At 71.6% G+C, this 24,892-nt stretch carries 22 protein-coding genes; 8 read left to right on the top strand and 14 right to left on the bottom strand.

Going from position 1 to position 24,892, the window contains the following annotated elements; all coding sequences use genetic code 11:
- The first annotated feature begins 187 nt into the window (after positions 1-187).
- Positions 188-2,455 (top strand): transglycosylase domain-containing protein, encoded by a 2,268-nt coding sequence (locus IE096_RS13510; RefSeq protein WP_189451658.1) that lies wholly within the window; start codon positions 188-190, stop codon positions 2,453-2,455.
- A 66-nt stretch (positions 2,456-2,521) separates the two neighbouring features.
- Here the strand turns inward: IE096_RS13510 and IE096_RS13505 are convergent, their stop codons facing one another.
- The 5 genes from IE096_RS13505 to IE096_RS13485 form a co-directional block, all read right to left on the bottom strand.
- Entirely contained in the window at positions 2,522-3,985 is a 1,464-nt protein-coding gene (locus IE096_RS13505; RefSeq protein WP_189451657.1) for a catalase, read from the bottom strand.
- A gap of 128 nt (positions 3,986-4,113) precedes the next feature.
- Positions 4,114-6,642 (bottom strand): ATP-binding SpoIIE family protein phosphatase, encoded by a 2,529-nt coding sequence (locus IE096_RS13500; RefSeq protein WP_189451656.1) that lies wholly within the window; start codon positions 6,640-6,642, stop codon positions 4,114-4,116.
- Positions 6,643-6,702: 60 nt separating this feature from the next.
- On the bottom strand, positions 6,703-7,377 hold the full coding sequence (locus IE096_RS13495; protein ID WP_189451655.1) for a class I SAM-dependent DNA methyltransferase: 675 nt from the start codon (positions 7,375-7,377) through the stop codon (positions 6,703-6,705).
- A gap of 243 nt (positions 7,378-7,620) precedes the next feature.
- The gene (gene fomD / locus IE096_RS13490; protein ID WP_189451654.1) at positions 7,621-8,391 is read right to left on the bottom strand and encodes a cytidylyl-2-hydroxypropylphosphonate hydrolase; all 771 of its coding nucleotides are present in this window, start codon (positions 8,389-8,391) and stop codon (positions 7,621-7,623) included.
- Between the two features lie 87 nt (positions 8,392-8,478).
- A complete protein-coding gene (locus tag IE096_RS13485; protein ID WP_189451653.1) occupies positions 8,479-9,906 on the bottom strand; it encodes a class II fumarate hydratase in 1,428 nt (475 codons plus the stop codon).
- Between the two features lie 105 nt (positions 9,907-10,011).
- On the opposite strand from IE096_RS13485, the gene IE096_RS13480 reads away from it, so the two are divergent.
- Positions 10,012-11,547: a ricin-type beta-trefoil lectin domain protein gene (locus tag IE096_RS13480; protein WP_189451652.1), complete on the top strand. Its 1,536-nt coding sequence runs from the start codon at positions 10,012-10,014 to the stop codon at positions 11,545-11,547.
- A 62-nt stretch (positions 11,548-11,609) separates the two neighbouring features.
- Here IE096_RS13480 and IE096_RS13475 read toward each other — a convergent pair whose 3' ends face one another.
- Complete coding sequence (locus IE096_RS13475; protein WP_189451651.1) at positions 11,610-13,274, bottom strand: fumarate hydratase; 1,665 nt, start codon at positions 13,272-13,274, stop codon at positions 11,610-11,612.
- Between the two features lie 163 nt (positions 13,275-13,437).
- Between IE096_RS13475 and IE096_RS13470 the strand changes: the two genes are divergently transcribed.
- A complete protein-coding gene (locus IE096_RS13470; RefSeq protein WP_189451650.1) occupies positions 13,438-14,100 on the top strand; it encodes a DUF1707 SHOCT-like domain-containing protein in 663 nt (220 codons plus the stop codon).
- A gap of 211 nt (positions 14,101-14,311) precedes the next feature.
- Complete coding sequence (locus tag IE096_RS13465; protein ID WP_189451649.1) at positions 14,312-14,668, top strand: WhiB family transcriptional regulator; 357 nt, start codon at positions 14,312-14,314, stop codon at positions 14,666-14,668.
- Between the two features lie 91 nt (positions 14,669-14,759).
- On the opposite strand, the gene glpX is transcribed toward IE096_RS13465, so the two are convergent.
- Positions 14,760-15,791, bottom strand: coding sequence for a class II fructose-bisphosphatase (glpX, locus tag IE096_RS13460; RefSeq protein ID WP_189451648.1), 1,032 nt, complete (start codon positions 15,789-15,791; stop codon positions 14,760-14,762).
- Positions 15,792-16,020: 229 nt separating this feature from the next.
- On the opposite strand from glpX, the gene IE096_RS13455 reads away from it, so the two are divergent.
- Complete coding sequence (locus tag IE096_RS13455) at positions 16,021-16,557, top strand: DUF4245 domain-containing protein (RefSeq protein ID WP_229820141.1); 537 nt, start codon at positions 16,021-16,023, stop codon at positions 16,555-16,557.
- A gap of 89 nt (positions 16,558-16,646) precedes the next feature.
- Here IE096_RS13455 and IE096_RS13450 read toward each other — a convergent pair whose 3' ends face one another.
- The 4 genes from IE096_RS13450 to IE096_RS13435 form a co-directional block, all read right to left on the bottom strand.
- Positions 16,647-17,237: a malonic semialdehyde reductase gene (locus tag IE096_RS13450; RefSeq protein ID WP_189451646.1), complete on the bottom strand. Its 591-nt coding sequence runs from the start codon at positions 17,235-17,237 to the stop codon at positions 16,647-16,649.
- Between the two features lie 168 nt (positions 17,238-17,405).
- The gene (locus tag IE096_RS13445; protein WP_189451645.1) at positions 17,406-17,654 is read right to left on the bottom strand and encodes an exodeoxyribonuclease VII small subunit; all 249 of its coding nucleotides are present in this window, start codon (positions 17,652-17,654) and stop codon (positions 17,406-17,408) included.
- 10 nt (positions 17,655-17,664) lie between these two features.
- Complete coding sequence (gene xseA, locus IE096_RS13440) at positions 17,665-18,924, bottom strand: exodeoxyribonuclease VII large subunit (RefSeq protein WP_189451644.1); 1,260 nt, start codon at positions 18,922-18,924, stop codon at positions 17,665-17,667.
- Between the two features lie 311 nt (positions 18,925-19,235).
- On the bottom strand, positions 19,236-20,591 hold the full coding sequence (locus IE096_RS13435) for an APC family permease (RefSeq protein WP_189451643.1): 1,356 nt from the start codon (positions 20,589-20,591) through the stop codon (positions 19,236-19,238).
- A 76-nt stretch (positions 20,592-20,667) separates the two neighbouring features.
- Between IE096_RS13435 and IE096_RS13430 the strand changes: the two genes are divergently transcribed.
- Both IE096_RS13430 and ppgK read left to right on the top strand, forming a co-directional pair.
- Positions 20,668-21,648, top strand: a complete 981-nt coding sequence (locus IE096_RS13430; protein ID WP_189451642.1) for a 4-hydroxy-3-methylbut-2-enyl diphosphate reductase — start codon at positions 20,668-20,670, stop codon at positions 21,646-21,648.
- Positions 21,649-21,678: 30 nt separating this feature from the next.
- A complete protein-coding gene (ppgK, locus tag IE096_RS13425) occupies positions 21,679-22,443 on the top strand; it encodes a polyphosphate--glucose phosphotransferase (protein WP_189451641.1) in 765 nt (254 codons plus the stop codon).
- Here ppgK and IE096_RS13420 read toward each other — a convergent pair.
- Entirely contained in the window at positions 22,340-22,939 is a 600-nt protein-coding gene (locus IE096_RS13420; protein ID WP_229820140.1) for a DUF6542 domain-containing protein, read from the bottom strand. The two genes, ppgK and IE096_RS13420, sit on opposite strands and share 104 nt — an antisense overlap.
- Positions 22,940-23,126: 187 nt before the next feature.
- On the opposite strand from IE096_RS13420, the gene ychF reads away from it, so the two are divergent.
- Positions 23,127-24,215 carry a redox-regulated ATPase YchF gene (ychF, locus tag IE096_RS13415; protein WP_189451640.1) on the top strand — a complete coding sequence of 363 codons (1,089 nt, stop codon included), beginning with the start codon at positions 23,127-23,129 and terminating at the stop codon, positions 24,213-24,215.
- A 133-nt stretch (positions 24,216-24,348) separates the two neighbouring features.
- Here the strand turns inward: ychF and IE096_RS13410 are convergent, their stop codons facing one another.
- Positions 24,349-24,612 (bottom strand): type II toxin-antitoxin system RelE family toxin, encoded by a 264-nt coding sequence (locus IE096_RS13410; RefSeq protein ID WP_189451639.1) that lies wholly within the window; start codon positions 24,610-24,612, stop codon positions 24,349-24,351.
- The gene (locus tag IE096_RS13405) at positions 24,605-24,874 is read right to left on the bottom strand and encodes a type II toxin-antitoxin system Phd/YefM family antitoxin (protein ID WP_007266282.1); all 270 of its coding nucleotides are present in this window, start codon (positions 24,872-24,874) and stop codon (positions 24,605-24,607) included. The genes IE096_RS13410 and IE096_RS13405 overlap by 8 nt, the downstream gene beginning before the upstream one ends.
- Positions 24,875-24,892 lie beyond the last annotated feature (18 nt).

The raw sequence follows: 24,892 nt of genomic DNA, 5'->3' as shown, positions 1-24,892 counted from the left end.
TGATAGCACATTAAGCGGCGGATCGAGGCCCTGTACGGTTTTCCGCACGACTCCGTGCCCGGTTCCCGCCAACCGGGGTGCTGTATGTCACGTCCGTTATTGCCGTGATCGATGGGCGTTTGATGACAGTTGCGGTGTTAGCTTCGTGAGCTGGGTTGGGGGCGGACGGACTGGAGCTACGGGAGAGATGGGCCGAGCGGAAGCGCGACGGGCGCAGAAGAAGGGCGGTCGCCCCGAACAGGGCGGCGGGAAGCCCAAGAAGAAGGGCATACGCCGGTTCTTCACATGGAAGATGCTGCTGGCCTACTTCGTGGCCGTCATAGCCCTCGGGCTGGGCACGTTCTACGCGCTCTACCTCTATGTGGACGTGCCGAAGGGCAACTCGGCGGCCAAGCTGCAGAGCAACATCTACAAGACCAGCGACGGCAAGACCATCGCCCGCATCGGTGAGGTCAACCGCGAGGAAGTCCCGCTGTCGAAGGTCCCCGTGGTCGTTCAGCACGCGGTGGTCGCCGCGGAGAACAAGAACTTCTACAACGACCCCGGCGTCGACCTGAAGGGCACCGCCCGAGGCATCGTCAACACGGTCATGGGCCGTGGCAAGCAGGGTGGTTCGACGATCACCCAGCAGTACGTCAAGAACTACTACCTGGACCAGCGTCAGACCGTCACCCGCAAGGTGAAGGAGCTGATCATCTCGCTGAAGGTCCAGGACGAGAAGTCCAAGGACGACATCCTCGAGGGCTACCTCAACACCAGCTACTACGGCCGTGGCGCCTACGGCATCCAGGCCGCCGCGCGGGCGTACTACAACAAGGACATCGACAAGGTCACCCTGGAGGAGGGCGCCTACCTGGCCGCCCTGCTGCAGGCGCCGAGCCAGTACGACTGGGCCACCGCCACCGAGGCCGGCAAGGCGAACGCCAAGGCCCGCTGGGGCTACGTCCTCGACAAGATGGTCGAGCAGAAGTGGCTCAAGCCCGACGAGCGTCAGCGCATGACGTTCAAGGAGCCCGGCAAGCCCAAGGCGGCCCTCGGCCTCTCCGGTCAGAACGGCTACCTGGTCGAGGCGGCCAAGCGCGAGATCATCCGCGACCTGGCGGCCCAGGGCCGCAAGGAGAGCGAGTTCGCGGCGGGCGGCTGGACCATCACGCTCAGCATCGACTCCAAGAAGCAGAAGGCCCTGGAGAAGGCCGTCAAGGACGAGCTGATCGACGACCTGGACCCCAAGTCCCGTGAGGTCGACGGCCACGTCCAGGCCGGCGCGGTCTCCGTGGACCCCAAGACCGGCAAGGTCGTGGCGCTCTACGGCGGCCAGGACTTCGTCCAGCACCAGATCAGCAACGCCACCCGCGCCGACTACCAGCCCGCGTCGACGTTCAAGCCGATCATCCTGGCCTCCGCCCTGCAGAACGAGTCCAAGACCCAGGACAAGCGGCCGGTCACGCCGAGCACGATCTACGACGGTACCGACAAGCGCGCGGTCGTCGGCCCCGGCGGTGGCGGCTACGCGCCGGAGAACGAGGACGGCTACTCGAACCCCTCGATCACCGTCCAGGAAGCGATGAACAAGTCGGTCAACACCGTCTTCGCCCAGATGATCGTCGACGTCGGCATGGACAAGGTCAAGAAGACCGCCACCGAGCTCGGTATGAAGGGCGACTTCCAGGAGACCCCGGCCATGGCGCTCGGCGCCATGGGTGCGAGCCCGATGGAGATGGCCGGCGTCTACGCCACGCTCGACAACCATGGCAAGAAGGTCACCCCGAGCATCATCAAGTCGGCGACCCAGGGCGGCCAGGAGTTCTCGCTGCCCCACGCCGTCGGCGACCGCGTCGTCTCCCGCAACACCGCCGACGGCATGACCTCCGTCATGACCCAGGTGGTCAACGACGGTACGGCCAACAGGGTGGCCAGCGGCGCCTACCAGGTGGCGGGCAAGACCGGTACGTCCGACGACGACAAGTCGGCCTGGTTCGCGGGCTACACGCCCAGCCTGGTCACCACCGTCGGCCTCTTCGGTGAGGGCCAGGGCGGCAAGCAGGTCACCCTGATGAACACCGGTGGCAACGGCCGTGTGAACGGTGGTACGTACCCGGCGAAGATCTGGAACGCGTACAACTCCGCCGTCTTCGGTGACGACGACGAGTCGAAGTTCGACCTGGAGACCGAGGACGGCTACGCACCGCCGCCCCCGCCGCGCACCCCGGCCGGCACGCCCAGCCAGGGCAAGGTCACGCCGACGCCGACCGCCTCGGGCAAGCAGACGCCGTCGAAGGACCCGTCCTCGTCGGGCAAGCAGACGCCGTCGAAGGACCCGACGCCGACGGGGGACAAGCACTCGCCGTCCACCCAGCCGGTCCCGACGAAGACGGGCACCACCCGCCCGACCGACACCACCAAGCCGGACCCCGACGTCCACTCCAACGGGGCCGGACAGCAACAGCTGCCGTGACCCGGACGGACCGGCCGCCCTTCCCCACGGGGGAAGGGCGGCCGGTCCCGTTTCCGGGCGGGGCGGTCAGGTCCCGTTGACGCGGGTGGCGATGGCGTCGCCGACGTTCTTGTCGATGTTGCGCCAGTACTGGAACGCCCGGTCCAGGACGGGGCGGCTCACGCCCGCCTTCAGATGGCCGGCGACGTTCGAGACCAGCCGCTCACGGGCCGCGTCGTCGAGGACCTTGCGGACCATCGTGCCGGCCTGGCCCCAGTCGTCGTCCTCGCGGTGGAGCCGGTACGCCTCGCGCACCATCTCGCCCGAGGCCGCCCAGCCCGCGATCTCGCCGAAGCGGGCGGTGTCGGCGGCCGGGCCGCCGTAGGAGTTGGGCGCGTACGGGCGGGCCGTGTTCGCGGGCTCGTAGCGCATGGGGCCGTCCTTGGCGTACGAGTTCACGGCCGAGTGGGGGCGGTTGGGCGGGAGCTGGGCGTAGTTCGGGCCGATCCGGTAGCGGTGGGTGTCCGGGTACGAGAAGAGCCGGCCCAGCAGCATCTTGTCGGGTGACGGGCCGATGCCGGGCACCAGGTTGGAGGGCTCGAAGGCGGCCTGCTCGATGTGGACGAAGAAGTCTTCCGGGTTCCGGTCGAGCGTCATCCGCCCGACCTCGATCAGCGGGTAGTCGCCGTGCGGCCAGACCTTGGTGAGGTCGAAGGGGTTGAAGCGGTAGTCCGCCGCGTCACCGAACGGCATGACCTGCACGTACATGGTCCAGGAGGGGGCGTCGCCGCCCTCGATGGCCTCGTACAGGTCCCGGCGGTGCTTGTCGGCGTCCGCGCCCGCCAGCTCGTCGGCCTCCGCCTGGGTGAGGAACTCGATGCCCTGGTCGGTCTTGATGTGGTACTTGATCCAGAATTTCTCGCCGCCGCCGTTGACCCACATGAACGTGTGCGAGCCGTACCCGTTCATGTGCCGCCAGGTCCTCGGGACGCCCCGGTCGCCCATCAGCCAGGTGACCATGTGGGCCGACTCCGGCGAGAGCGTCCAGAAGTCCCACTGCATGTCGTTGTTCCGCAGCCCCGTGCGTGGATGGCGCTTCTGGGAGCGGATGAAGTCCTGGAACTTCTGCGGGTCGCGCACGAAGAACACCGGGGTGTTGTTGCCGACCAGATCGTAATTGCCGTGTTCCGTATAGAACTTGAGCGCGAAGCCGCGGGGGTCGCGCCAGGTGTCCGGGGAGCCCTGCTCGCCGGCCACGGTCGAGAAGCGGGCCAGCATCTCCGTCCGCCGGCCGGGCTGGAAGAGAGCGGCCTTGGTGAACTGGCTGACGTCGTTGGTCACCTGGAAGGTGCCGTAGGCGCCGCCGCCCTTGGCGTGGACCACCCGCTCGGGGACCCGTTCCCGGTTGAACTGGGCCATCTTCTCGATCAGATAGTGGTCCTGGAGCAGGATGGGGCCGGTGTCACCGATGGTGAGCGAGTGCTCGTCGCTCTCCACCGGTATGCCGACGTTGTTCGTGGTGTACGGGGTGTTCTGCGCCGAGTCGGACATGGGACGCCTCCCGGGACGGGGACCGGTGAGGGCGCGTGAGGAACCGCCCTCCGTCCGAGCCAGTCAACCGCGCCGACAAAGTGTCGGCAACGGGGCTCCGGACTCTGTCCGGAACCGGTGAGCGCTCGTCACCGTCCGTGAGCCGGCAGCGGCAGCTCGAACCACACCACCTTCCCCGTGCTCAGCCGCGTCGCACCCCACCTCCGGGCCATCTTGTTCACCAGGTACAGCCCCCGGCCGCCCTCGTCCGAGGGCCTGGCCTGACGCAGCCGCGGCAGCTGCGGCACGTCGTCGCCCACCTCGCAGCGCAGCACGTCCGTACGCAGCAGCCGCAGCGTTATCGGGCGCTCGGCGTACCGCACGGCATTGGTGATCACCTCGCTGACCAGCAGCTCCACCCCGTCCGTCAGATCCTCCAGACCCCAGCGGGCGAGCGCCCGGCGGGCCAGCCGACGGGCCTGGCGGGGCGTCTGGGGACGCGGGTCGAGGAACCAGTACGCGACGTCGCTGGGCGCGATGCCCTCGAAGCGGGCGGCGAGCAGGGCGATGTCGTCGTCCCGGTCGCCCGGCCCGAGCATGCCCAGCACCTCGTCGCACAGCGGCTCCAGCGGCGGCGGGTTGGGGCCGGTCAGCCGGGCCGTGTCGATCAGCCGCTCGCGCAGCTGCTCTATGCCGGTCCACACGTCCCGTATCCGGGACTCCACCAGGCCGTCCGTGTACAGCAGCAGCGTCGCCCCGGCGGGCGCGTCCAGCTCCACGGCCTCGAAGTCCACCCCGCCCACGCCGATCGGCGCGCCCGGCGGCACCCGCAGCACCTCGGCCCGGCCGCCCCGGTGGAGCAGGACCGGCGGCGGATGGCCCGCGTTGGCGATGACGATGCGGTGGGCGACCGGGTCGTAGACCGCGTACAGGCAGGTGGCCATGCGGTCGCTGCCCAGGCGCTGCGCCTGCTCGTCGAGGTGGTGGAGCACCTCCTGGGGCGGCAGGTCCAGGCCCGCGAGGGTCTGCGCGGTGGTGCGCAGCTGGCCCATGATCGCGGCGGAGGTCATGGAGTGGCCCATGACGTCGCCGACGACCAGGGCCACGCGATTGCCCGGCAGCGGGATCGCGTCGTACCAGTCGCCGCCGACCCGGGCGGTCTCGGCCGCCGGGAGGTAGCGGCTGGCGAGCCGGACGCCCGTGGGCTGGGGGAGGGAGTCGGGCAGCATGGTGCGCTGGAGCTCGTCGGCGATGTAGACCTCGCGGCCGTAGAGGACGGCCTTGTCCACGCCGAGGGCGGTGTGCGTCGCCAGTTGCGCGGCGACCAGCAGGTCGTCGCCCTCGAAGGCGGGCCGGTCCTGGCGGCGGACGAACACGGCCGCGCCGATCACCCGGCGGCGGCCGCGCAGCGGCGCCAGGATGGTGCGGTGCCGGTCGGGCACGTGCCGGCCTTCGCCGAGGAGCTCGGGCAGGGCCGCCCGCGCGGCTGAGGAGTCCCCGAAGACGGGCCTGACACCCCGCAGCACCTCCGCGAGCGGCCCGCCTATGCGCACCTCGCAGCGCTCCGCCGCCGAGTCGGCGAGCTCCGGCCCCGGGTCGGGCGGGGCGGCCTCGCCCTCGACGGCGGCCTCGCCGGCCTGGACGTACTCGGGCAGCCGGTCGGTGCGGCGCAGCCGCAGCACGACGGGGCCCACCGGGCGTTCGTCGCCGACGGGCAGGGGGTCGCGCAGGTAGACGAGGATGGCGTCGGCGAAGGTCGGCACGGTCGCCCGGCACAGCCCCAGCACGATCTCGTCCAGATCGATGCCGCGCGCGATCCGGCGTGTCGCGGCCCCGACGAACCGCAGCCGCTCCCCGCCACCGGACGTCCCGGCCCGCTCCCGCGCGTTGTCGGCGGGCCCGATGCCGCCCCCGCCACCGCTGCCGCCGTGCGGCGGTACGCCGGGGGCCCCGCCCGGGGTTCCGCCGGCATCGGCCTCGCCGGGGCCCCCGGCCCCGGCGGCCGCCGCCTTCCGGGCCGCGCGACGGCCCGCCCGGCCTCCGGCCCCGGCCGGCTCGTCGGCCATGGCCTCGCCCGGGCCATCGGCCACGTCACCGGACGCGGCGGCTGTCCTCCGGGCAGGCCGGCGCCCCGCCGGGCCGTGGCTCTCGGCGGTCCGCTGGGCGTCGTCGGCCGCCGCCTTCCGGCCCGCGCGGCGGCCCGACCGGCCTCCGGCCCCGGCCGGTTCCGCCGGGCCGTGGGCGTCGTCGGCCGGCTCGTCGGTGCCGGGCGCGGGTCGTTCGCGTCCTTCGGGGCCGGGCCCCTGTCCGTCGTCGGGGCCGGCCGGGGCGTGGGTCTCGTCCGTCGGCTCGTCGGCGCCACCATCGGGTCCGGCGACGGCGTGTGCCTCGCCTGCCGCAGGCGCGGACGGCGCGTCGGCGTCGACACCCGGGCTCCGGCGGGCCGGTACGTCGTCCCGGCCGGCGGTGGCCGCCGGGCCGTGGGCCTCGTGGGCTGCGGACCCGGCCGGCAGGCCGGCCGGGTCCGGGTGGGCGGCGCCGTGGGCCGCCGGGGTCGCTTCGGCGGCCGGGGCGCCGCACTGCCGGGGCACGGTGGCGTGCTCGGGCGCGCCCGGCGCGTCGGCGCCGGAGCGCGGCGCGGGCCGTGGTCTTCCGTGGGAGTTGGAGTGCTCCGTCACGCGTGGGGTTCCATCCGTAGGGGCCGTGCGCCCGCCCGGGGGCGGGCGGGCACACGTGGGTCAGACGCGGCGCAGGTCGAGGAAGAGCTGGATCTCGGGTGGTACGTCCGTGCTCGCCGGGGCGTACGCCCACGAGCTCTCCCCGGCGATGTCGAATCCCGCGTCCCGCACGACCTGGCGCAGTTCGTCCCGCAGATATCCGGATACCCGGATCGTGCTGCCGAGGAACGGGATCGCGTAGTCGTCGACGTCGGCCTCGACCATGGAGAGGGCCAGCAGGCCACCGGGTCTGAGCAGGCCGTGCAGCATCCGCAGGGCGTGCGGGATCTCCGGGCGCGGCAGCATCAGCAGGGAGAAGAACGCGGCCGCGCCATCGAAGACGCCCAGCCGGCCGTCGCGCAGATCGGCGAGGTCGGCCAGGTGGAAGGTCGCGTCCGGCACATTGGCGCGGGCGAGGTCGAGCATGCCGGGGGAGAGGTCGACGCCGACGACCTCATGGCCGGCGTCCACGAGTTGCCGGGCCGTCGGCAGGCCCGTGCCGCAGCCCAGGTCCAGGACCCGGGAGCCGGGCGGCAGGGCCCCGGCCAGCCACTCGCCGGCGGCCAGTTGGCCGTCCTTGTGCGGGAACGCCTCGTCGTAACGGTCGCCGATGGCGTCGAACGCCTCGGCCTGGCCGGTGCGGTCCAGCCCTAACAGGGCGAAGCCGTCGTAGTCCCGCTGGTCGTCACCGCTCACGGCTCCGCCCCTCCTGCTGACTGTGGCTGTGCTGTCTGTCCGTTGTGCCGGTGTGCCGGGTCGTGCAGTGCCGTACTGAGTGCAGTGCCGTACTGAGTGCAGTGCCGTACCGAGTGAAGTGCCGTACTGACCGAAGTATCGCGGAGGCCGATCCTACGGTTGCCGCGCGGGGAGTCGGCAAGCGGTTCGGGCCCCGATTCACACGCTGTCGCCCCACCGGCTCGCATCCTGCTCACATCGGGTTCACACCGGGTTCACGCCCTCAACGCGCGCCGGCGCACGGTCCACCGGCGCGCGGTCCGCCGGCAGGTGGTCGACCGGCGCGCGGTCCCAGTCCTCGGGGAGCGCCGGCACCGGCCACGCCGGGTCGGGCCGCCACCGCTCCCAGCCGGCGGTGAACGGCGGGCCCCAGGCCTCGACGAGCTCGACGGCGGCGCGCCCCGCGGCCCGCACCCGCTCCGCCTGAGCGTCCGTCATCAGCCCGGCCCGGCGGGCCTGGGCGAACTCGTCCTCGTCCTTCCACTCCCAACTGCGGTCGGGGTAGACGGCGATGTCCAGGAAGTGGTCCTCGGAGTCCACGCCGCCGGCCCAGCGCGCGAGCGGTTCCTCGAGGTTCACGTACCAGTTCCGGAAGCGCCAGTCGAGGTCCCAGAAGAGCCAGACGGACCAGGGCTCGCCGGGCCGGGCGAGCTTGAGCACGCCCGGACCGTACCAGCGGGTCACCGACGTCGTCCGCGGTTTGGTGTAGCGCGTGGCCAGCGGCTCGCGGTGGACGGGCGTGCCGTCGGCGAGCAGCGGTTTGACGCAGTCCGTGCCGGGCGCCATCCACACCGCGAGCAGCTCGGCGGTGTCCTCGACGACGGTGACGGGACGGCAGATGTGGATGCCGCCCCCGGTGCCCGGTCTGGCGTTGCCGCGGTAGCGCCAGAGGATCTGGTCGCCCGGCGCCCAGCGGCCGTTCCCGCTGCCACCCGCGCCCGCCGTGCCCGTCGTGTCCGTGGTCTCCGCTGCCATGCGCAGATCTTAGGTGCCGGGGACACCTATGCGCCGTGACGAATACCGCAGGGACGAATACCGCAGGGACGAACGGAGGGGCTTCGGCTACGGGCGGGTCATGCGCAGGACGTCGAGCGCCTCGTCGAGCTGCTCCGTCGTCAGCAGCCCGCGGTCCACATAGCCCGATTCGAGCACGACCTCCCGGATCGTCTTCCGCTCCGCAAGGGACTTCTTGGCCACCTTCGCGGCCTCCTCGTAGCCGATGTACCGGTTCAGCGGAGTGACGACGGAGGGCGAGGACTCGGCGTACTCGCGCGCCCGCTCGACGTTGGCGGTGATGCCGTCGATCGTGCGGTCGGCGAGCAGCCGGGAGACGTTGGCGAGCAGCCGGACGGACTCCAGGAGGTTCTTCGCCATCACCGGGAGCATCACGTTGAGCTCGAAGTTCCCGGCGGCGCCCGCCGTGGCGACCGTCGCGTCATTGCCCATGACCTGCGCGGCGACCATCAGGACGGCCTCGCAGACCACCGGGTTGACCTTGCCCGGCATGATCGAGGAGCCCGGCTGGAGGTCGGGCAGGGCGATCTCCGCGAGCCCGGTGCGCGGGCCAGAGCCCATCCAGCGCAGATCGTTGGCGATCTTGGTCAGGCCCACGGCGATCACGCGCAGCTGCCCGCTGGTCTCCACCAGACCGTCCCGCGCGCCCTGCGCCTCGAAGTGGTCGCGGGCCTCCGTCAGCGGCAGCCCCGTCGTGCGGGCCACCTCGGCGATGACCGCGCCGGAGAAGCCGGCCGGGGTGTTGATGCCGGTGCCCACGGCCGTCCCGCCCAGGGGCAGTTCGGCGAGCCGGGGCAGCGAGGCGCGCAGCCGCTCGACGCCGTACCGGACCTGGGCGGCGTAGCCGCCGAACTCCTGGCCCAGCGTCACGGGCGTGGCGTCCATCAGATGCGTCCGGCCCGCCTTGACGACCTCCGCGAACTCCTCGGCCTTGCGCTCCAGGGCGGCCGCGAGGTGCTCCAGCGCCGGGATCAGCTCGCCGGTCACGGCGGCCGTCGCGGCGATGTGGATGGAGGACGGGAAGACGTCGTTGGAGGACTGGCTCGCGTTGACGTGGTCGTTGGGGTGGACGGGGCGGCCCAGGCGCTCCGTGGCGAGGGTGGCGATGACCTCGTTGGCGTTCATGTTCGACGACGTGCCGGAGCCGGTCTGGAAGACGTCGACGGGGAAGTGGTCGTCCCAGCGGCCCTCGGCGACCTCGCCGGCCGCCGCCACGACCGCCGCCGCCACGTCCTCGTCGATCACGCCCAGCTCGGCGTTGACCTTCGCCGCCGCGGCCTTGATCCGGCCCAGCGCCTCGATGTGCGCGCGTTCCAGGCGCTGCCCGCTGACGGGGAAGTTCTCCACGGCGCGCTGGGTCTGGGCCCGCCACTTGGCGTCCGCCGGGACCCTCACCTCGCCCATGGAGTCGTGCTCGATCCGGTACCGCGCGCTGCCGGTCGTCCCGCTGTCGGTCGTCCCACTGTCGGTCGTCATCACTTACCTCCTGCCGGTCACAGCGTTTGTCCTGATCCCCGTGTTCCCAAAAGTCGCTCGTGGCTACTAAATACCGCGAGTAACAACAGAACTCGGGGAGGCTCCATGACCCGGACACGCAGACCCACCCTGCGCTGTTCCCTCGCCGCGCTCGCCGCCTTCGCGGCGGCGCTCGGCGGACTGTCCGTCACGTCCGCCACCGCGGCCCCGGCGGCCGACCGGTCGCGCGGGGCGGCCGCGTCCACCCCCCTGTCGCCCGAACTGGAGAGGATCCGCGCCGCCGAGGCGGTCAAGCTCTACGGCGACGCCGCCGAGCGCCCCCTCGCACAGCGCAAGTCCTCGCTGCTCTCCCTCGGCGACAGCGAGATCTCCGGCGAGGGCGTCGGCACGTACGAGCCCGGCACGAACGGCCCGGACAACTGGTGCCACCGCTCGCCCGACTCCGCCATCCACCGCACCGGCATCCCCGCGGACGTCACCTACAACGTCGCCTGCTCCGGCGCGACCACCGGCAACATCCGCATCGGCGGCGGCAAGCAGTACGCGGACGAGCTCGTGCAGAGCGACGCGCTCGCCGTCAAGGCCCGCAACACGCGCGTGAAGCTGGTGCTGCTCGTCGCCGGCGCCAACGACGACCTCCAGTTCGGCCCGGTCATCACCGACTGCGTCACCCGCTACCTGACCCTCCAGGGGCCGTGCGAGCCCAAGTACGCGCCCGGCTGGCAGGCGCGCGTCGACGGCCTGGTGCCCAAGGTCGAGGCGACCGTCCGCGACCTGCGCAAGGTCATGACGGACGCGGGCTACGCGGACGGCGACTACAAGCTCGTCGTCATGGGCTACCCGAGCCCCATCGGCCCCGACATCGAGGACAACCCCGACTACCCCGGCAAGCTCCCCGGCGGCTGCGTCGGCTACACCTCGGACTCCGCGTGGGGACGGAACACCGCGGTGCCCGCGTTCGAGCGGGGCATGAGGAAGGCCGCCCGGGAGACGGGCGCGACCTACCTCGACAACTCGCGGCTCTTCCACGGGCACGAGGTGTGCATGGAGAACACCTGGGCCCGGGGGCTGTACGTCGACGTGACGAACCCCTTCCCGCCGAACGAGAACTCCGTGCGGCAGTCCTTCCACCCCAACGCGCGCGGCCACGCGGCCTTCGCGTCCTGCCTCACCCAGCTCTACCGCTCGGGCCTGCGCGAGGCGAGCTGCGCGGACCCGGCGAGCACGGGGTCGCCGGTGCTGCACGAGGGCGCGTGGGACGACGCCTTCCGGCCGCTGAAGAGCGCGGCCACGGGGACGTGCGTGGACGCCTACGGGGCGGGTTCCGCCAACGGGACCGAGGTCGGCGGCTGGGACTGCTCCGGGGCCCGGAACCAGCAGTGGTGGTTCGACGGGCAGCGCGGCTCGCTGCACACCGCGCTGACGCACGACCGGTGCGTGGACGTGCCGGAGGGGAAGTACGCGGCCGGGGCGGCCGTGGTGCTGTGGGACTGCCACGGCGGGGCGAACCAGAAGTTCACGCGGACGGGCGCGGCGTTCAGCCCGGCGGCCGCGCCGGGTCTGTGCCTGACCCTGGCGGGGGCCAAGGAGCCGGTCCGGCTGCAGAAGTGCGACGGATCGGCGGCCCAGCGCTTCGCGTGACCCCGGGCGGGGATCCTCAGGGGGCGGCAGCCCCCTGAGGAAACACCCACCGAAGGGCGCGACTACCCCCGCACGGGGATCGAGGTGAACGTCGGGGCCGGCGCCGGGTCGACGAAGAAGTCGTTGCCCTTGTCGTCGACGACGATGAACGCCGGGAAGTCCTCGACCTCGATCTTCCAGACCGCCTCCATGCCGAGCTCCTCGTACTCGACGACCTCGACCTTCTTGATGCAGTCCTGCGCCAGCCGCGCCGCCGGGCCGCCGATCGAGCCGAGGTAGAAGCCGCCGTGGGTGCCGCACGCGTCGGTGACCTGCTTGCTGCGGTTGCCCTTGGCGAGCATGACCATGGAGCCGCCCGCCGCCTGGAACTGCTCGACGTAGGAGTCCATGCGGCCGGCCGTGGTCGGGCCGAAGGAGCCCGAGGCGTAGCCCTCGGGGGTCTTGGCGGGGCCGGCGTAGTAGACCGGGTGGTCCTTGAGGTACTGCGGCATCTCCTCGCCCGCGTCCAGCCGCTCCTTGATCTTCGCGTGGGCGATGTCACGCGCGACGACCAGCGGGCCGGTCAGCGACAGACGGGTCTTCACCGGGTACTTGGTGAGCTCGGCGAGGATCTCGTCCATCGGGCGGTTGAGGTCGACCTTGACGACGTCGCCGTCCGCGTCCAGATGCTCGTCCGTGGTCTCCGGCAGGAAGCGCGCCGGGTCCGTCTCCAGCTGCTCCAGGAAGACGCCCTCGGCGGTGATCTTCGCGACGGCCTGGCGGTCGGCGGAGCACGAGACCGCGATGGCCACCGGGCAGGACGCGCCGTGGCGCGGGAGGCGGACGACGCGGACGTCGTGGCAGAAGTACTTGCCGCCGAACTGGGCGCCGATGCCGATCTTCTGCGTGAGCTCGAAGACCTTCTCCTCCAGCTCCTTGTCACGGAAGCCGTGGCCCAGCGGGGAGCCCTCCTCCGGCAGCTCGTCGAGGTAGTGCGCGGAGGCGTACTTCGCGGTCTTCAGCGCGTACTCGGCGGACGTGCCGCCGACGACGATCGCCAGGTGGTACGGCGGGCAGGCGGCCGTGCCGAGCGAGCGGATCTTCTCCTCCAGGAACTTCATCATGCTCGCCTCGTTGAGCACGGCCTTCGTCTCCTGGAAGAGGAAGGACTTGTTGGCCGAGCCGCCGCCCTTGGCCATGAAGAGGAACTTGTAGGCGCCGCCGTCGGTCGCGTAGAGCTCGATCTGCGCGGGCAGGTTGGAGCCGGTGTTCTTCTCGTCCCACATCGTCACCGGGGCCATCTGCGAGTAGCGCAGATTGAGCTTGGTGTAGGCGTCGAAGATGCCGCGCGAGAGGGCCTCCTCGTCACGGCCCTCGGTGAGGACGTTCTGGCCGCGCTTGCCCATGACGATCGCGGTGCCGGTGTCCTGGCACATCGGGAGCACGCCGGCGGCCGCGATGTTCGCGTTCTTCAGCAGGTCCAGGGCGACGAAGCGGTCGTTGGGCGAGGCCTCGGGGTCGTCCAGGATCTTGCGCAGCTGGGCCAGGTGGGCCGGGCGCAGGTAGTGCGAGATGTCGTGCATGGCCTCGGCGGCGAGCTTGCGCAGCGCCTCCGGCTCGACCTTCAGGAACGTACGGCCGTCGGCCTCGAAGGTCGATACGCCCTCGGCGGTGACCAGACGGTACGGCGTGTTGTCCTCGCCCAGGGGCAGGAGGTCGGTGTAGGCGAACTCGGGGCCGGCAGACATCGCGGAGATTCCTCACTCACTCTGCGGAAAACGGTGGCTGGCGTCGTCGACAGCGCAATTCTCAGGGTAGGGGGCGGGCGGCGTGGTGAGTTTGTGAGGTAAGGCTCAGTTCGTCGTGCCGCCCACTGTCGCGATCTATCGCGTCTGGCTTACGCTGCTGTCCGTGGACGAGTCTTCCCCCGAGAACAAGGTGTCGCTGCGGAAGGACGCCGCGCCGGTGGCGCTGCGCGCCTCCGACGCCGACCGTGACCGGATCGCCGAGATCCTCCGTGAGGCGCTGGCCGAGGGCCGGCTCACGGCCGAGGAGCACGCGGAGCGGGTCGGCGCGGCGTACGAGGCGAAGACGGTCGGCGAGCTGGAGCCGCTGGTGCGCGATCTGCCCGTCGGCGCGCGGCACGCCGCGGCCCCGGCCCCCGCGCGCCCGTACGACGCCTCCGTGCGCCCCGCCGTGAGCGAGGCGGAGAGCCTGGTCGCCGTCTTCGCCGGCGCCACCCGCAAGGGGCGCTGGCGCCCCCGGCCGCGCACCAATGTCTTCGCGCTGTTCGGCGGGGTGGAGATCGACCTGACGGAGGCGGTCTTCGAACAGCGGGAGATCGTGATCAACGTCAACTGCGTCTTCGGCGGTGTCGAGATCAAGGTGCCGGAGAACGTGTCCGTGCACGGTGCCGGCACCGGTGTCTTCGGCGCCTTCGACGTGCGGACGTCGGAGTCCCCGGATCCGGACGCCCCGGTCGTCGTGGTCAGGGGCACGGCGGTCTTCGGCGGTGTGGAGGCGAAGGCCAAGCGAGGAAAGCGGCTGAAGAACCTCCGGAAGTCCCCGGGATGACCTCGGGGTGACCTCCGGTACGGGCGCTCCGCCGAGTCCGGCGGCGTCCGTACGTCATTCCGGTCATGGCAACGGTGTGAATAAGCTCGCGCACAGCGGGTAAAGCTTGGTGCATCGTCTCTCGTACGGCTGCGGGTGCGAATGGCCGTGCGCGTCGAGACGGGCAAAGGTGACTCAATCGGCCAAGCAAAGCCGTCGTCAGGAGTAGACCGTGCTGCTACCGCATCAGCCCCTGCAGGAAGCCGCCGTTCCGGCCCAGCGGATTTCCGCCAGGGAACAGGCCGGCCCCTGGCATTCGGAGGCGGTGTGCCGCCGGGATGAAGCCGGGCTTTTCTTCGCACCATCAAAGGAGCCCACGGCTGCCCGCCTTTCCCGTGAAGAGGCCGCCAAACGCGTATGCGCCCGTTGCCCCGTCATGGTGGAGTGCCGGGAGCACGCGCTGCTCCAGCCGGAGCCCTATGGGGTGTGGGGCGGTCTCACGGCCGCCGAGCGCCGCGTGGTGCTGGCCCGCCGCCGGCGCCGCGAGGCCGAGCTGCAGCGCGCCACGCGTGTCGCGGCGGCGGGGTAGCCCGCGCCATTTTTCACGCCAACGGGCCGGGCCCCGCCGACTGACGGCGGGGCCCGGCCCGTTGGCGTGCCCGGTCAGGACGACGGGACGGTCAGCTGGGGCGCTCGAAGTCGACCGAGCTGTAGGCGCGCAGCTTCGACAGCCGGTGCTCGGAGTCGATCAGGCGGATCGTGCCCGACTTGGAGCGCATGACCAGCGACTGCGTCGTCGCCGTCTCGGCGCGGTAGCGCACGCCGCGCAGCAGCTCGCCGTCGGTGATGCCGGTGGCGACGAAGAACACGTTCTCACCGCTGACCAGGTCGTCGGTGTGGAGGACGCGGTCCAGGTCGTGGCCGGCGGCCAGGGCGCGCTCGCGCTCCTCGTCGTCCTTCGGCCACAGCTTGGCCTGGATGGTGCCGCCGAGGCACTTCATCGCGCAGGCCGCGATGATGCCCTCCGGCGTACCGCCGACGCCCAGCAGCAGGTCGATGCCGGTGTTCTCGCGCGCGGCCATGATCGCGCCGGCGACATCGCCGTCGGAGATGAACTTGATCCGGGCGCCCGCCTCGCGGATCTCCCTGACCAGGCCCTCGTGCCGGGGACGGTCCAGGACGACGACGGTGACGTCCTCGACGGCGGAGCGCTTCGCCTTGGCGATCCGGCGGATGTTCACGGCGACCGGGGCGTCGATGTCGACGAAGTCGGCGGCCTCGGGGCCGGTCACCAGCTTGTCCATGTAGAAGACCGCGGACGGGTCGAACATGGTGCCGCGCTCGGCGACGGCCATCACGGAGACGGCGTTGGCCATGCCCTTGGCGGTGAGGGTGGTGCCGTCCACGGGGTCCACGGCGACGTCGCACTCGGCGCCGGTCCCGTCGCCCACGCGCTCGCCGTTGTAGAGCATCGGGGCGTTGTCCTTCTCGCCCTCGCCGATGACGACGACACCGTTCATGGAGACGGTGTGGATCAGCGAGCGCATGGCGCGCACGGCCGCGCCGTCCGCGCCGTTCTTGTCACCGCGGCCCACCCAGCGGCCCGAAGCCATGGCACCCGCCTCGGTGACCCGGACGAGCTCCAGCGCGAGGTTGCGGTCCGGGGCTTCCGGGCTGACCTCGAGCTGGGACGGCAGATGGTGATCGGACATCGGATGCGCACCTTTCTGTACGGCGGCGGCCGTAGGGCCCCTCCTTACCCCGATTGGGTCAGGAGGGTGAGGGTGATGATGACTTTATCTGCTGACTGCCAGATTGAGCAGAGGGCCCCACGCATGAGCGGCGTCAAGGGCGTGAGGTCGGGGATGGGGCCGGGGTGGGGCCGGGGAATGCGGGCAGGTCGCCGTCAAGATCGATCACGGCATGGGGGACGATGGGGGCGTGGCAGGTAGGAACGGCAAGACGCAGACGATTCGGAACATGCTGCTCTCGATGGCGGTCGTGGTTCCCGTAGCGGGATTCAGCTATCTCTTCATTCCCCATGACGAGAAGAAGGACCCCGTCAGGACGGTGAACTACCGCGTGGAGCTGGACACCGCCCGGCGCGCGGCGCCGTACGCGGTGGCCGCCCCCGAGGGCCTCGGCGACGGCTGGCGCGCGACGTCCGTGTCGTACAAGCCGGGCGACAAGGAGGGCTCGGCCTGGCACCTGGGCTTCCTCGACCCGCAGCGGCAGTACGTGGCGGTCGAGCAGAGCGACGCCCCGGCCGGCCCGTTCATCGAGAACGTGAGCCAGCGCGCGGAGAAGACCCACGCCACGGAGAAGATCGGCGACAGCGTCTGGCAGCGCTACGAGGGGCCGAAGTACGACGCGCTCGTGCGCCGGGAGTCCGGTGTGACGACCGTCGTCACGGGGACGGCGGGCGCGGAGCGGCTGAAGGAGATGGCGGCGGCGCTGAAGGCTCCCGCGAAGGGGTAGGCGGACGCGCCGGACGCACTACAGCCGTGGCCCTTGGGCCACGGCTGTCATGTCTGTCGTTTTCGACGTCAGACCGTGCGTTTTCGGCGTCAGACCGTGGTGACGGCCTGCTCGAAGGACAGGCGCGGCGAGCGCGGGTGGAAGGCGCCCTCGCCCGGCTTGCCGATGTTGATGATCATCAGCGGGCTGTGGTCGCCGTCCAGGAACTCCTTCTGCACGGCCGCGAAGTCGAAGCCGGTCATCGGGCCGGCGGCCAGGCCGGCGGCGCGGAGGCCGAGGATGAAGTAGGCGGCCTGCAGGGTGGCGTTCATCGCGGCGGCCTGCTCACGGACCGGGCGCTCGCTGAAGAACACGTCCTTGGCCTGCGGGAAGTGCGGGAACAGCGTGGGCAGCTCCTCGTGGAACTCGTTGTCCGCGGCGAGGATCGCGACCAGCGGGGCGGCGGCCGTCTTGGGCTGGTTGCCCTCGGCCATCAGCGGCACGAGGCGGGCGCGGGCCTCCTCCGAGCGGACCAGCACGATGCGCAGCGGCGACTGGTTGAACGCGGTGGGGGCGAGCTTGATCAGGTCGTAGACGGCCTGGATCTGCTCGTCCGTGACGGGCTCGTCGGTGAAGGTGTTGGCCGTGTGGGCCTCGCGGAAGAGCAGGTCCTGGGCGGCGGCGTCGAGGGCGAGAGTCATGGGGGTGCACCTTCTCGGGGGAGTGCGGCTTGCGTGTGCGCCTTGCGGCTTACCGGTGGGCGGGGCTGCCCGGCCGATGAAGTTGAATCTACAACTAGATGAGTGAAGCTTCAACTAAATCGGGGGTGCGTGAGACCCGGCTCACAGATCCGAGAAGGAAGGTCTGGGTCAGCCGGTGGCTTCCGCCGCCTCTTCCGCCTCTTCCTCCGCCAGGGCCGCGTCCAGGCGCGCCCGCGCGCCCTCCAGCCAGCGGCGGCACACCTTCGCCAGCGCCTCGCCCCGCTCCCACAGGGCCAGCGACTCCTCCAGCGTCGTGCCGCCCGCCTCCAGCCGGCGCACCACGTCGATCAGTTCGTCCCGCGCCTGCTCATAGCCCAGCGCGTCGTCCGTCGTACCCGCGTCCGTTGTCGTCGCCATGGCCCACAGCCTAGGCGGGGGGTGTGACAGCGGGCGCCGGCTCGTCCGTCGCGCCGGGCGCCGGTGCCACGGCCCGTACCGCGAACTCGCCCTCGGCGACCCGGGCGCGGAGCTCCTCCTCCGGGCCGACCTCCGTCGCCGCGCGCACGACCCGGCCGTCCTCGTGCTGCAGCACCGCGTAGCCGCGGCGCAGCGTCGCCGCCGGGGACAGGGCCACCACGCGCGCGTGGGTGTGCGTCAGCTCGGACGCCGCCCGGTCCAGCAGGTGGCCCAGCGTGCGGCGGCCGCGCGCGGCCAGCGCGTCGATCTGCTCCGCGCGCTCGTCCACCATGCGGTGCGGGCGCTCCATGCAGGGGCGCGCCCGCGCGGCCGCCAGGCCCCGCTCCTCGCGGTCCAGCAGCGACTCGACGCAGCGCAGCGCGCGGTCGCGGAGGTGGCGGACGCGGGTGAGCTCCTCGCCCACGTCCGGGACGACCCGCTTCGCCGCGTCCGTGGGCGTCGACGCGCGCAGGTCGGCCACCAGGTCGAGGAGCGGGGTGTCCGGCTCGTGGCCGATCGCCGAGACGACGGGGGTGCGGCAGGCGGCCACGGTGCGGACGAGTTGTTCGTCCGAGAAGGGGAGGAGGTCCTCGACGCTGCCGCCGCCGCGGGCCACGACGATCACGTCCACGTCCGGGTGGGCATCCAGTTCCTGGACGGCCTCGATGACGCCCGGCACGGCGTGGACGCCCTGGACGGGGACGTTGCGCACCTCGAAGCGGACGGCCGGCCAGCGGTGGCGGGCGTTCTCCAGCACGTCGCGCTCGGCGGCGGAGGCGCGGCCGCAGACGAGGCCGATGAGCTGCGGGAGGAAGGGGAGCGCGCGCTTGCGTTCGGCGGCGAAGAGGCCCTCGGCGGCGAGGGACTTCTTGAGCTGTTCGAGGCGGGCCAGCAGCTCGCCGACGCCTACCGGGCGGATCTCGGCGGCGCGGAGGGAGAGCTGGCCGCGGGGGGCGTACCACTCGGGCTTGGCGTGGACGACGACGCGGGCGCCCTCGGAGACGACGTCGGCGACGCGGTCGAAGACGGCGCGGTAGCAGGTGACGGAGAGGGAGATGTCGTGGGAGGGGTCGCGAAGGGTGAGGAACACGACGCCGGCGCCGGGGCGGCGGGAGAGCTGGGTGATCTGCCCTTCGACCCAGACGGCACCGAGCCGGTCGATCCACCCGCCGATGAGGCGGGACACCTCCCCGACGGGGAGGGGGGCGTCGGGGGACGTTTGGGCGGCCATGCGGTTGAGCGTAGCGGGGGTGGGTGACAGGTGGTTGGTGGGTCGGGGGCGGGGTGGGGCGGACGGGCCCTTCCGGGGCTGAGCTCTTCGCGGTGCCTGGTAACACGGTGCTGGTTGCCCCGCCCTTGTCTCCAGCGGCGAAGAGCTCTTTACGCCCCTACCAGGGCCCATCCACCCCACCCCGCCCCCTCACGTCACCCCGGCCGGGCCGGCCCCCTACCCGGGGCAATCCGTGCCGGGCAATCGGGCGGGTGGGTGGGGTAGAACCCGCGCCGCAGGCGCGGAAAGCCCCCACCGGGGGTACCCGGAAGTCAGCCGGCAGGCGCGTGGGGGCGCCGCGCCGCCTGGCCCGCCAGGACGAGGAGGCCGGCGGCCAGCCAGACCGCTCCGACCAGCTGGGCGGCCGTCGCCGCCGTGGCGATCACCGCGGTCACGACGGCCAGCCCCAGCAGCGGCACCACCACGTGCCGGGACAGCAGGCGCTCCGCGCCTTGTCGCGCGTACCACCCCACGACGGAGACGTGCAGCAACCCGAACGCGGTGAGCGCCCCCACGTCCACCACCGACACCAGCCGGCCCAGCCCGTCGGGCCGCTGGGCCGCCCACACCGCCGCGAGCAGCGTGACCGCCGCCGCGCCCAGGACGGCGAGCCGGGGGACGCCCGAGGCGCGGTCGACCTTCGCCAGGCGGCCGGGCAGACGGCGGTCGCGGGCCATCGCGAAGAGGAGGCGGCCCGCCGCCGCCTGGCCCGCCAGCGCGGCGAAGGCCGCGCCGAGCGCCTTGCTCGCCGCCACCAGGTGGTGCAGCCACAGGCCCGTCGCCGCGTCGACCGTGTCGTAGAACGCCGCGCCCTGGCCCGCCGGCCGCGCCGCCAGCTCGGCCGGGGACATGGGGGCGAGCAGGGCCGCCAGACAGCCCTGGAGCACGAAGAGGGTCCCGGCCACGGCCAGGCACGTGACGAGCGCCCGCGCCACCTTCGGCGAGCCGCCCGCCGACTCCTCCGCGAAGGCCGCGATCGCGTCGAACCCCAGGTAGGACAGGACCGCCACCGATACCGCCGACAGGACCGCCCCCGCGTCGAAGTCCCCCTCGCCCGTGAAGGGCGTCAGCCAGCCCCGGCGCGGCCCGTCCTGCGCCAGGGCGATGACCGCCGTGACCACGAAGACCGCCAGCACCGCCAGCTCCACCGCGAGGACGACGAACCCCACGGCCGCCGCGGCCCGCACTCCCCACAGGTTCAGGGCCGTCGTCACGGCCACCGCCGCCGCCGTCCAGAGCCATGACGGGACGGACGGCACCAGCGCGTGCATCGCGATGCCCGAGAAGAGGTAGGCGACCGCCGGGATCAGCAGGTAGTCCAGCATCGCCATCCAGCCCGCGATGAACCCCGGGCCCTCGCCGAGGCCCACGCGCGCGTAGGTGTAGACCGAGCCCGCCTGCGGGGCGACGCGCACCATGCGGGCGTAGGAGTGGGCCGTGAAGGCCATCGCGACCGTCGCCATGACGTAGACCAGCGCGACCGCCCCGTGCGACTTCGCCGACAGCGTGCCGAAGACGCCCACCGGTGCCATGGGGGCGATGAACAGCAGGCCGTAGACCACGAGGTCGCGGAAGCCGAGGGCGCGATGGAGTGTCCCCTCGTCGGCGAAGGGGGGAGGGGTGGCCATGGGGTCAGTATTCGGGCGCCCCGGCCGGGCGGCGGCCGGGCCACGCCGGTGGAGGCGGGCCCTTACGATGGACCGCATGACAGCTTCCCCCGCCCGCAAGGTTCTGCTCGCCGCCCCCCGTGGCTACTGCGCGGGCGTGGACCGTGCCGTGATCGCCGTCGAGAAGGCGCTCGAGCAGTACGGCGCCCCCGTCTACGTGCGGCACGAGATCGTCCACAACAAGTACGTGGTGAAGACCCTGGAGAAGAAGGGCGCGATCTTCGTCGACGAGACGGAGGAGGTGCCCGAGGGCAACATCGTCATCTTCTCCGCGCACGGTGTCGCCCCCGTGGTGCACGAGGAGGCCGCGCGCGGCAAGCTCGCCACCATCGACGCGACGTGCCCCCTGGTGACGAAGGTCCACAAGGAGGCCGTCCGCTTCGCCAAGGAGGACTACGACATCCTCCTGATCGGTCACGAGGGCCACGAGGAGGTCATCGGGACCAGCGGCGAGGCGCCCGATCACATCACGCTGGTCGACGGCCCGGAGGACGTGGCCAAGGTCGAGGTGCGCGACCCGGACAAGGTCGTGTGGCTGTCGCAGACCACGCTCTCGGTCGACGAGACCATGGAGACGGTGGATGCCCTGAAGGGCCGGTTCCCGAACCTGCTGTCGCCGCCCAGCGACGACATCTGCTACGCCACGCAGAACCGCCAGACGGCCGTCAAGCAGATGGGCGCCGAGGCGGACCTGGTGATCGTCGTGGGGTCGAAGAACTCCTCGAACTCCGTGCGGCTCGTCGAGGTGGCGCTCGGCGCCGGCGCGCGGGACGCGCACCTGGTGGACTACGCCGAGGAGATCGACGAGACCTGGCTGGAGGGTGTGAGCACGGTCGGTGTCACCTCCGGTGCCTCCGTCCCGGAGATCCTCGTCGAGGGCGTGCTGGAGTGGCTCGCCCAGCGTGGTTTCGAGGACGTCGAGACGGTGAAGGCCGCCGAGGAGTCCATCACCTTCTCCCTCCCCAAGGAGCTCCGCCGCGACCTGCGGGCCGAGGCCCGGGCCGCCGTCGAGGGGTGAACCACCCCGTCCGCGCCTACGCTGCTGGGCATGGACGTATTCGGCGTGGACATCGGCGGATCGGGCATCAAGGGCGCACCGGTGGACCTGGCGCGCGGTGAGCTCTCGGAAGAGCGCTTCAAGGTGCTCACGCCGAAGCCGTCCACGCCGGACGCCGTCGCCGACTGCGTCCGGCAGGTGGTCCGGCACTTCGGGCTGCCCGTCGGGCCGGTCGGTGTGACGTTCCCCGGCGTGGTGGTCGGCGGGACGACCCGGACGGCCGCCAACGTCGACAAGAGCTGGCTCGGCCAGGACGCCGCCCGGCTGCTCGGCGAGCGCGTCGGCGCGCCCGTGACCGTCCTCAACGACGCCGACGCCGCCGGGCTCGCGGAGATGTCCCACGGCGCGGGCCGGGGGCGCACGGGCACGGTGATCGTGCTGACCTTCGGCACGGGCATCGGCAGCGCGGTCTTCACCGGGGGCAGCCTGGTGCCCAATACCGAGCTCGGGCATCTGGAGCTGCACGGGCACGACGCCGAGACGCGGGCGTCCACACGGGTCAAGGAGGACGAGGGCCTCAACTGGAGCCGCTGGGCCAAGCGGGTCAGCCGCTACCTCGCCCACGTGGAGATGCTCTTCTCGCCCGAGCTGTTCGTGATCGGCGGCGGGGTCAGCCGCAAGGCGGAGAAGTTCCTGCCGCTGCTGGAGGGCGTCAGCGCCGAGGTCGTCCCCGCTCGGCTGGAGAACAACGCGGGGATCGTGGGGGCCGCGATGGCCGCTGCCGCTGCCGGAGTCGTTCCCGCCGCCGCAGCCTGACGAGGGAGACCCGGCGGACGAGCGCGATCAGCGTGGCCAGCAGGGTGCCCGCGTAGAGCCAGCCGGCGTTCAGCGACAGCAGGGTCACCAGGCTCATCACCCGGCCGCCGAGGCCGCCCGTGCCGTCGCTCAGGGGCAACGCCCCCACCGCGAAGGCGATGGGCACGCTGACGGGCGCGGTCATCAGCTCCGCCGGGCGCACCCACAGGGCGCAGGCCGCGCTGCCGAGCAGGAAGAACACGCCGTAGATCCGGGGCGAGCCGCCCACCAGCGCGTCCAGGCCGCCGATCGTGAGCATGCCCAGCGCCGTGAGCAGCCCGCTGCCGAGCCCGGTCAGCCGGGCGGCCGGCAGGCGGTCCAGCGCGGAGGAGGAGCGCCCGGCGGCGGGCCCTCGCGCGGTGGCGCCCCGCCGCTGGCCGGGGGGCGCGGCGGGCCGGGGCACGGGGGAGCCGCGGCGGACCTTGCCCTGGGGGATGCGCGTGCTCGGTTGCTCCACGCGACCAAACTAGGCAGGCGGGCCGGGGGAATCCCACGTTGGACACGCCGTTTGCGCCACCTTGGGCATGCGTTCGGATAATCCTCCGTCCGGGGCCGGTCGGCGACGCGGACCCGTAGACTGGATGACCGGGCGCGTCACGGGGCGCGGAACCCTCGCTACTACGGGAACAACGGGAAGTCGCCACGTGTCGCTCACGATCGGAATCGTCGGTCTGCCGAATGTCGGCAAGTCGACCCTGTTCAACGCCCTGACCAAGAACGACGTGCTGGCGGCCAACTACCCGTTCGCCACCATCGAGCCCAACGTGGGCGTCGTCGGCGTCCCGGACGCCCGGCTGACCAAGCTCGCGGAGATCTTCGGCTCGCAGCGGATCCTGCCCGCCACCGTCGACTTCGTCGACATCGCCGGCATCGTGCGCGGCGCCTCGGAGGGCGAGGGCCTGGGCAACAAGTTCCTGGCGAACATCCGCGAGTCGGACGCGATCTGCCAGGTCATCCGCGCCTTCAAGGACGAGAACGTCGTCCACGTCGACGGCAAGGTCTCGCCGAAGGACGACATCGAGACCATCAACACCGAGCTGATCCTCGCCGACCTGCAGACCATCGAGAAGGTCCTGCCGCGTCTGGTCAAGGAGTCCCGGATCAAGAAGGACGTCGCCCCGAAGGTGGCGGCCGTCGAGGCGGCCAAGGAGCTCCTGGAGAAGGGCGAGACGCTCTTCTCCGCCGGCATCGTCCAGGGCTCCGAGAAGGCCGAGCTGCTCCACGACCTCCACCTGCTGACCACGAAGCCGTTCCTGTACGTCTTCAACGTCGACGAGGACGAGCTGACCGACGACGCCTTCAAGGACGCGCAGCGCGCCCTGGTCGCCCCGGCCGAGGCCATCTTCCTCAACGCCAAGCTGGAGGCCGACCTCGCCGAGCTGGACGAGGAGGACGCCATGGAGCTCCTCCAGTCCGTCGGCGCCGAGGAGCCGGGCCTGGCCACGCTGGCCCGCGTCGGCTTCGCCACGCTGGGCCTCCAGACCTACCTGACGGCCGGCCCCAAGGAATCCCGCGCCTGGACGATCAAGAAGGGCGCCACGGCCCCCGAGGCGGCCGGTGTCATCCACACCGACTTCCAGAAGGGCTTCATCAAGGCCGAGGTCATCTCCTTCGACGACCTCGTCGCCACCGGCTCCGTCGCCGAGGCCCGCGCCGCCGGCAAGGCCCGCATGGAGGGCAAGGAGTACGTGATGGTCGACGGGGACGTGGTGGAGTTCCGCTTCAACGTGTAGCCGCGTGCATACTGCACGTTAGGCGTTGAGTCAAACGCGCAAGTCAGAAGGGGTCGGGCTCTGTCGAGTCCGACCCCTTCGTCGTCACCGTGCTGGATGGGTGCTGGATATTCTGACGTGTGGTCAGCGGCAATCAGGTGTCGTAAACGGTGGACCGGTGGCCCACGTGAACGATCCAGACCACCAGTTCCCCGTTGTCGATCGTGTAGACGACGCGGTAGTCGCCGACCCGCAGTCGGCGGCGATCTGGCTGGGACACGAGTGCGGTGGTGTTGAAGCCGAGCGGGTCGCTTTCCAGTTCGGTCAGTTTGGCCAGGATGCGCAGCGCCATGTCGCGAGGGATCTTCCGAAGTTCGGCCTGCGCCTCGGGGCGGAAGACGGTTCGGTACTCACTCACTGCGCGCCAGCGTCTCCCTCATGATGTCCTCGATCGGGATGCCGGGTGCGGGGTTTGCCATGCGCTCGTCGATGATCCGATTGATTTCGCGCTCTTCCCACTCCTGGTACTTGCGCAGCACCTCGATGGAGACGACTGCGGCGACTTCCTTGCCGCGGCGCGTGATCACCGTGGGTACGTCGTCGCGGTCCGCGCGCTCCACGACCTCCGCCAGGTGGGCGCGCACGTCGCGGATGGACTCTATGGGCAGCGGCTGCGTCATGCGCTCAAGCGTACCGAG

The sequence above is a fragment of the Streptomyces abikoensis genome (assembly GCF_014648775.1).
Classification (GTDB): Bacteria; Actinomycetota; Actinomycetes; order Streptomycetales; family Streptomycetaceae; genus Streptomyces; species Streptomyces abikoensis.
The sequence above is the reverse complement of the archived record's forward strand: the minus strand, read 5'-3'. Positions and strand labels throughout refer to the sequence as shown.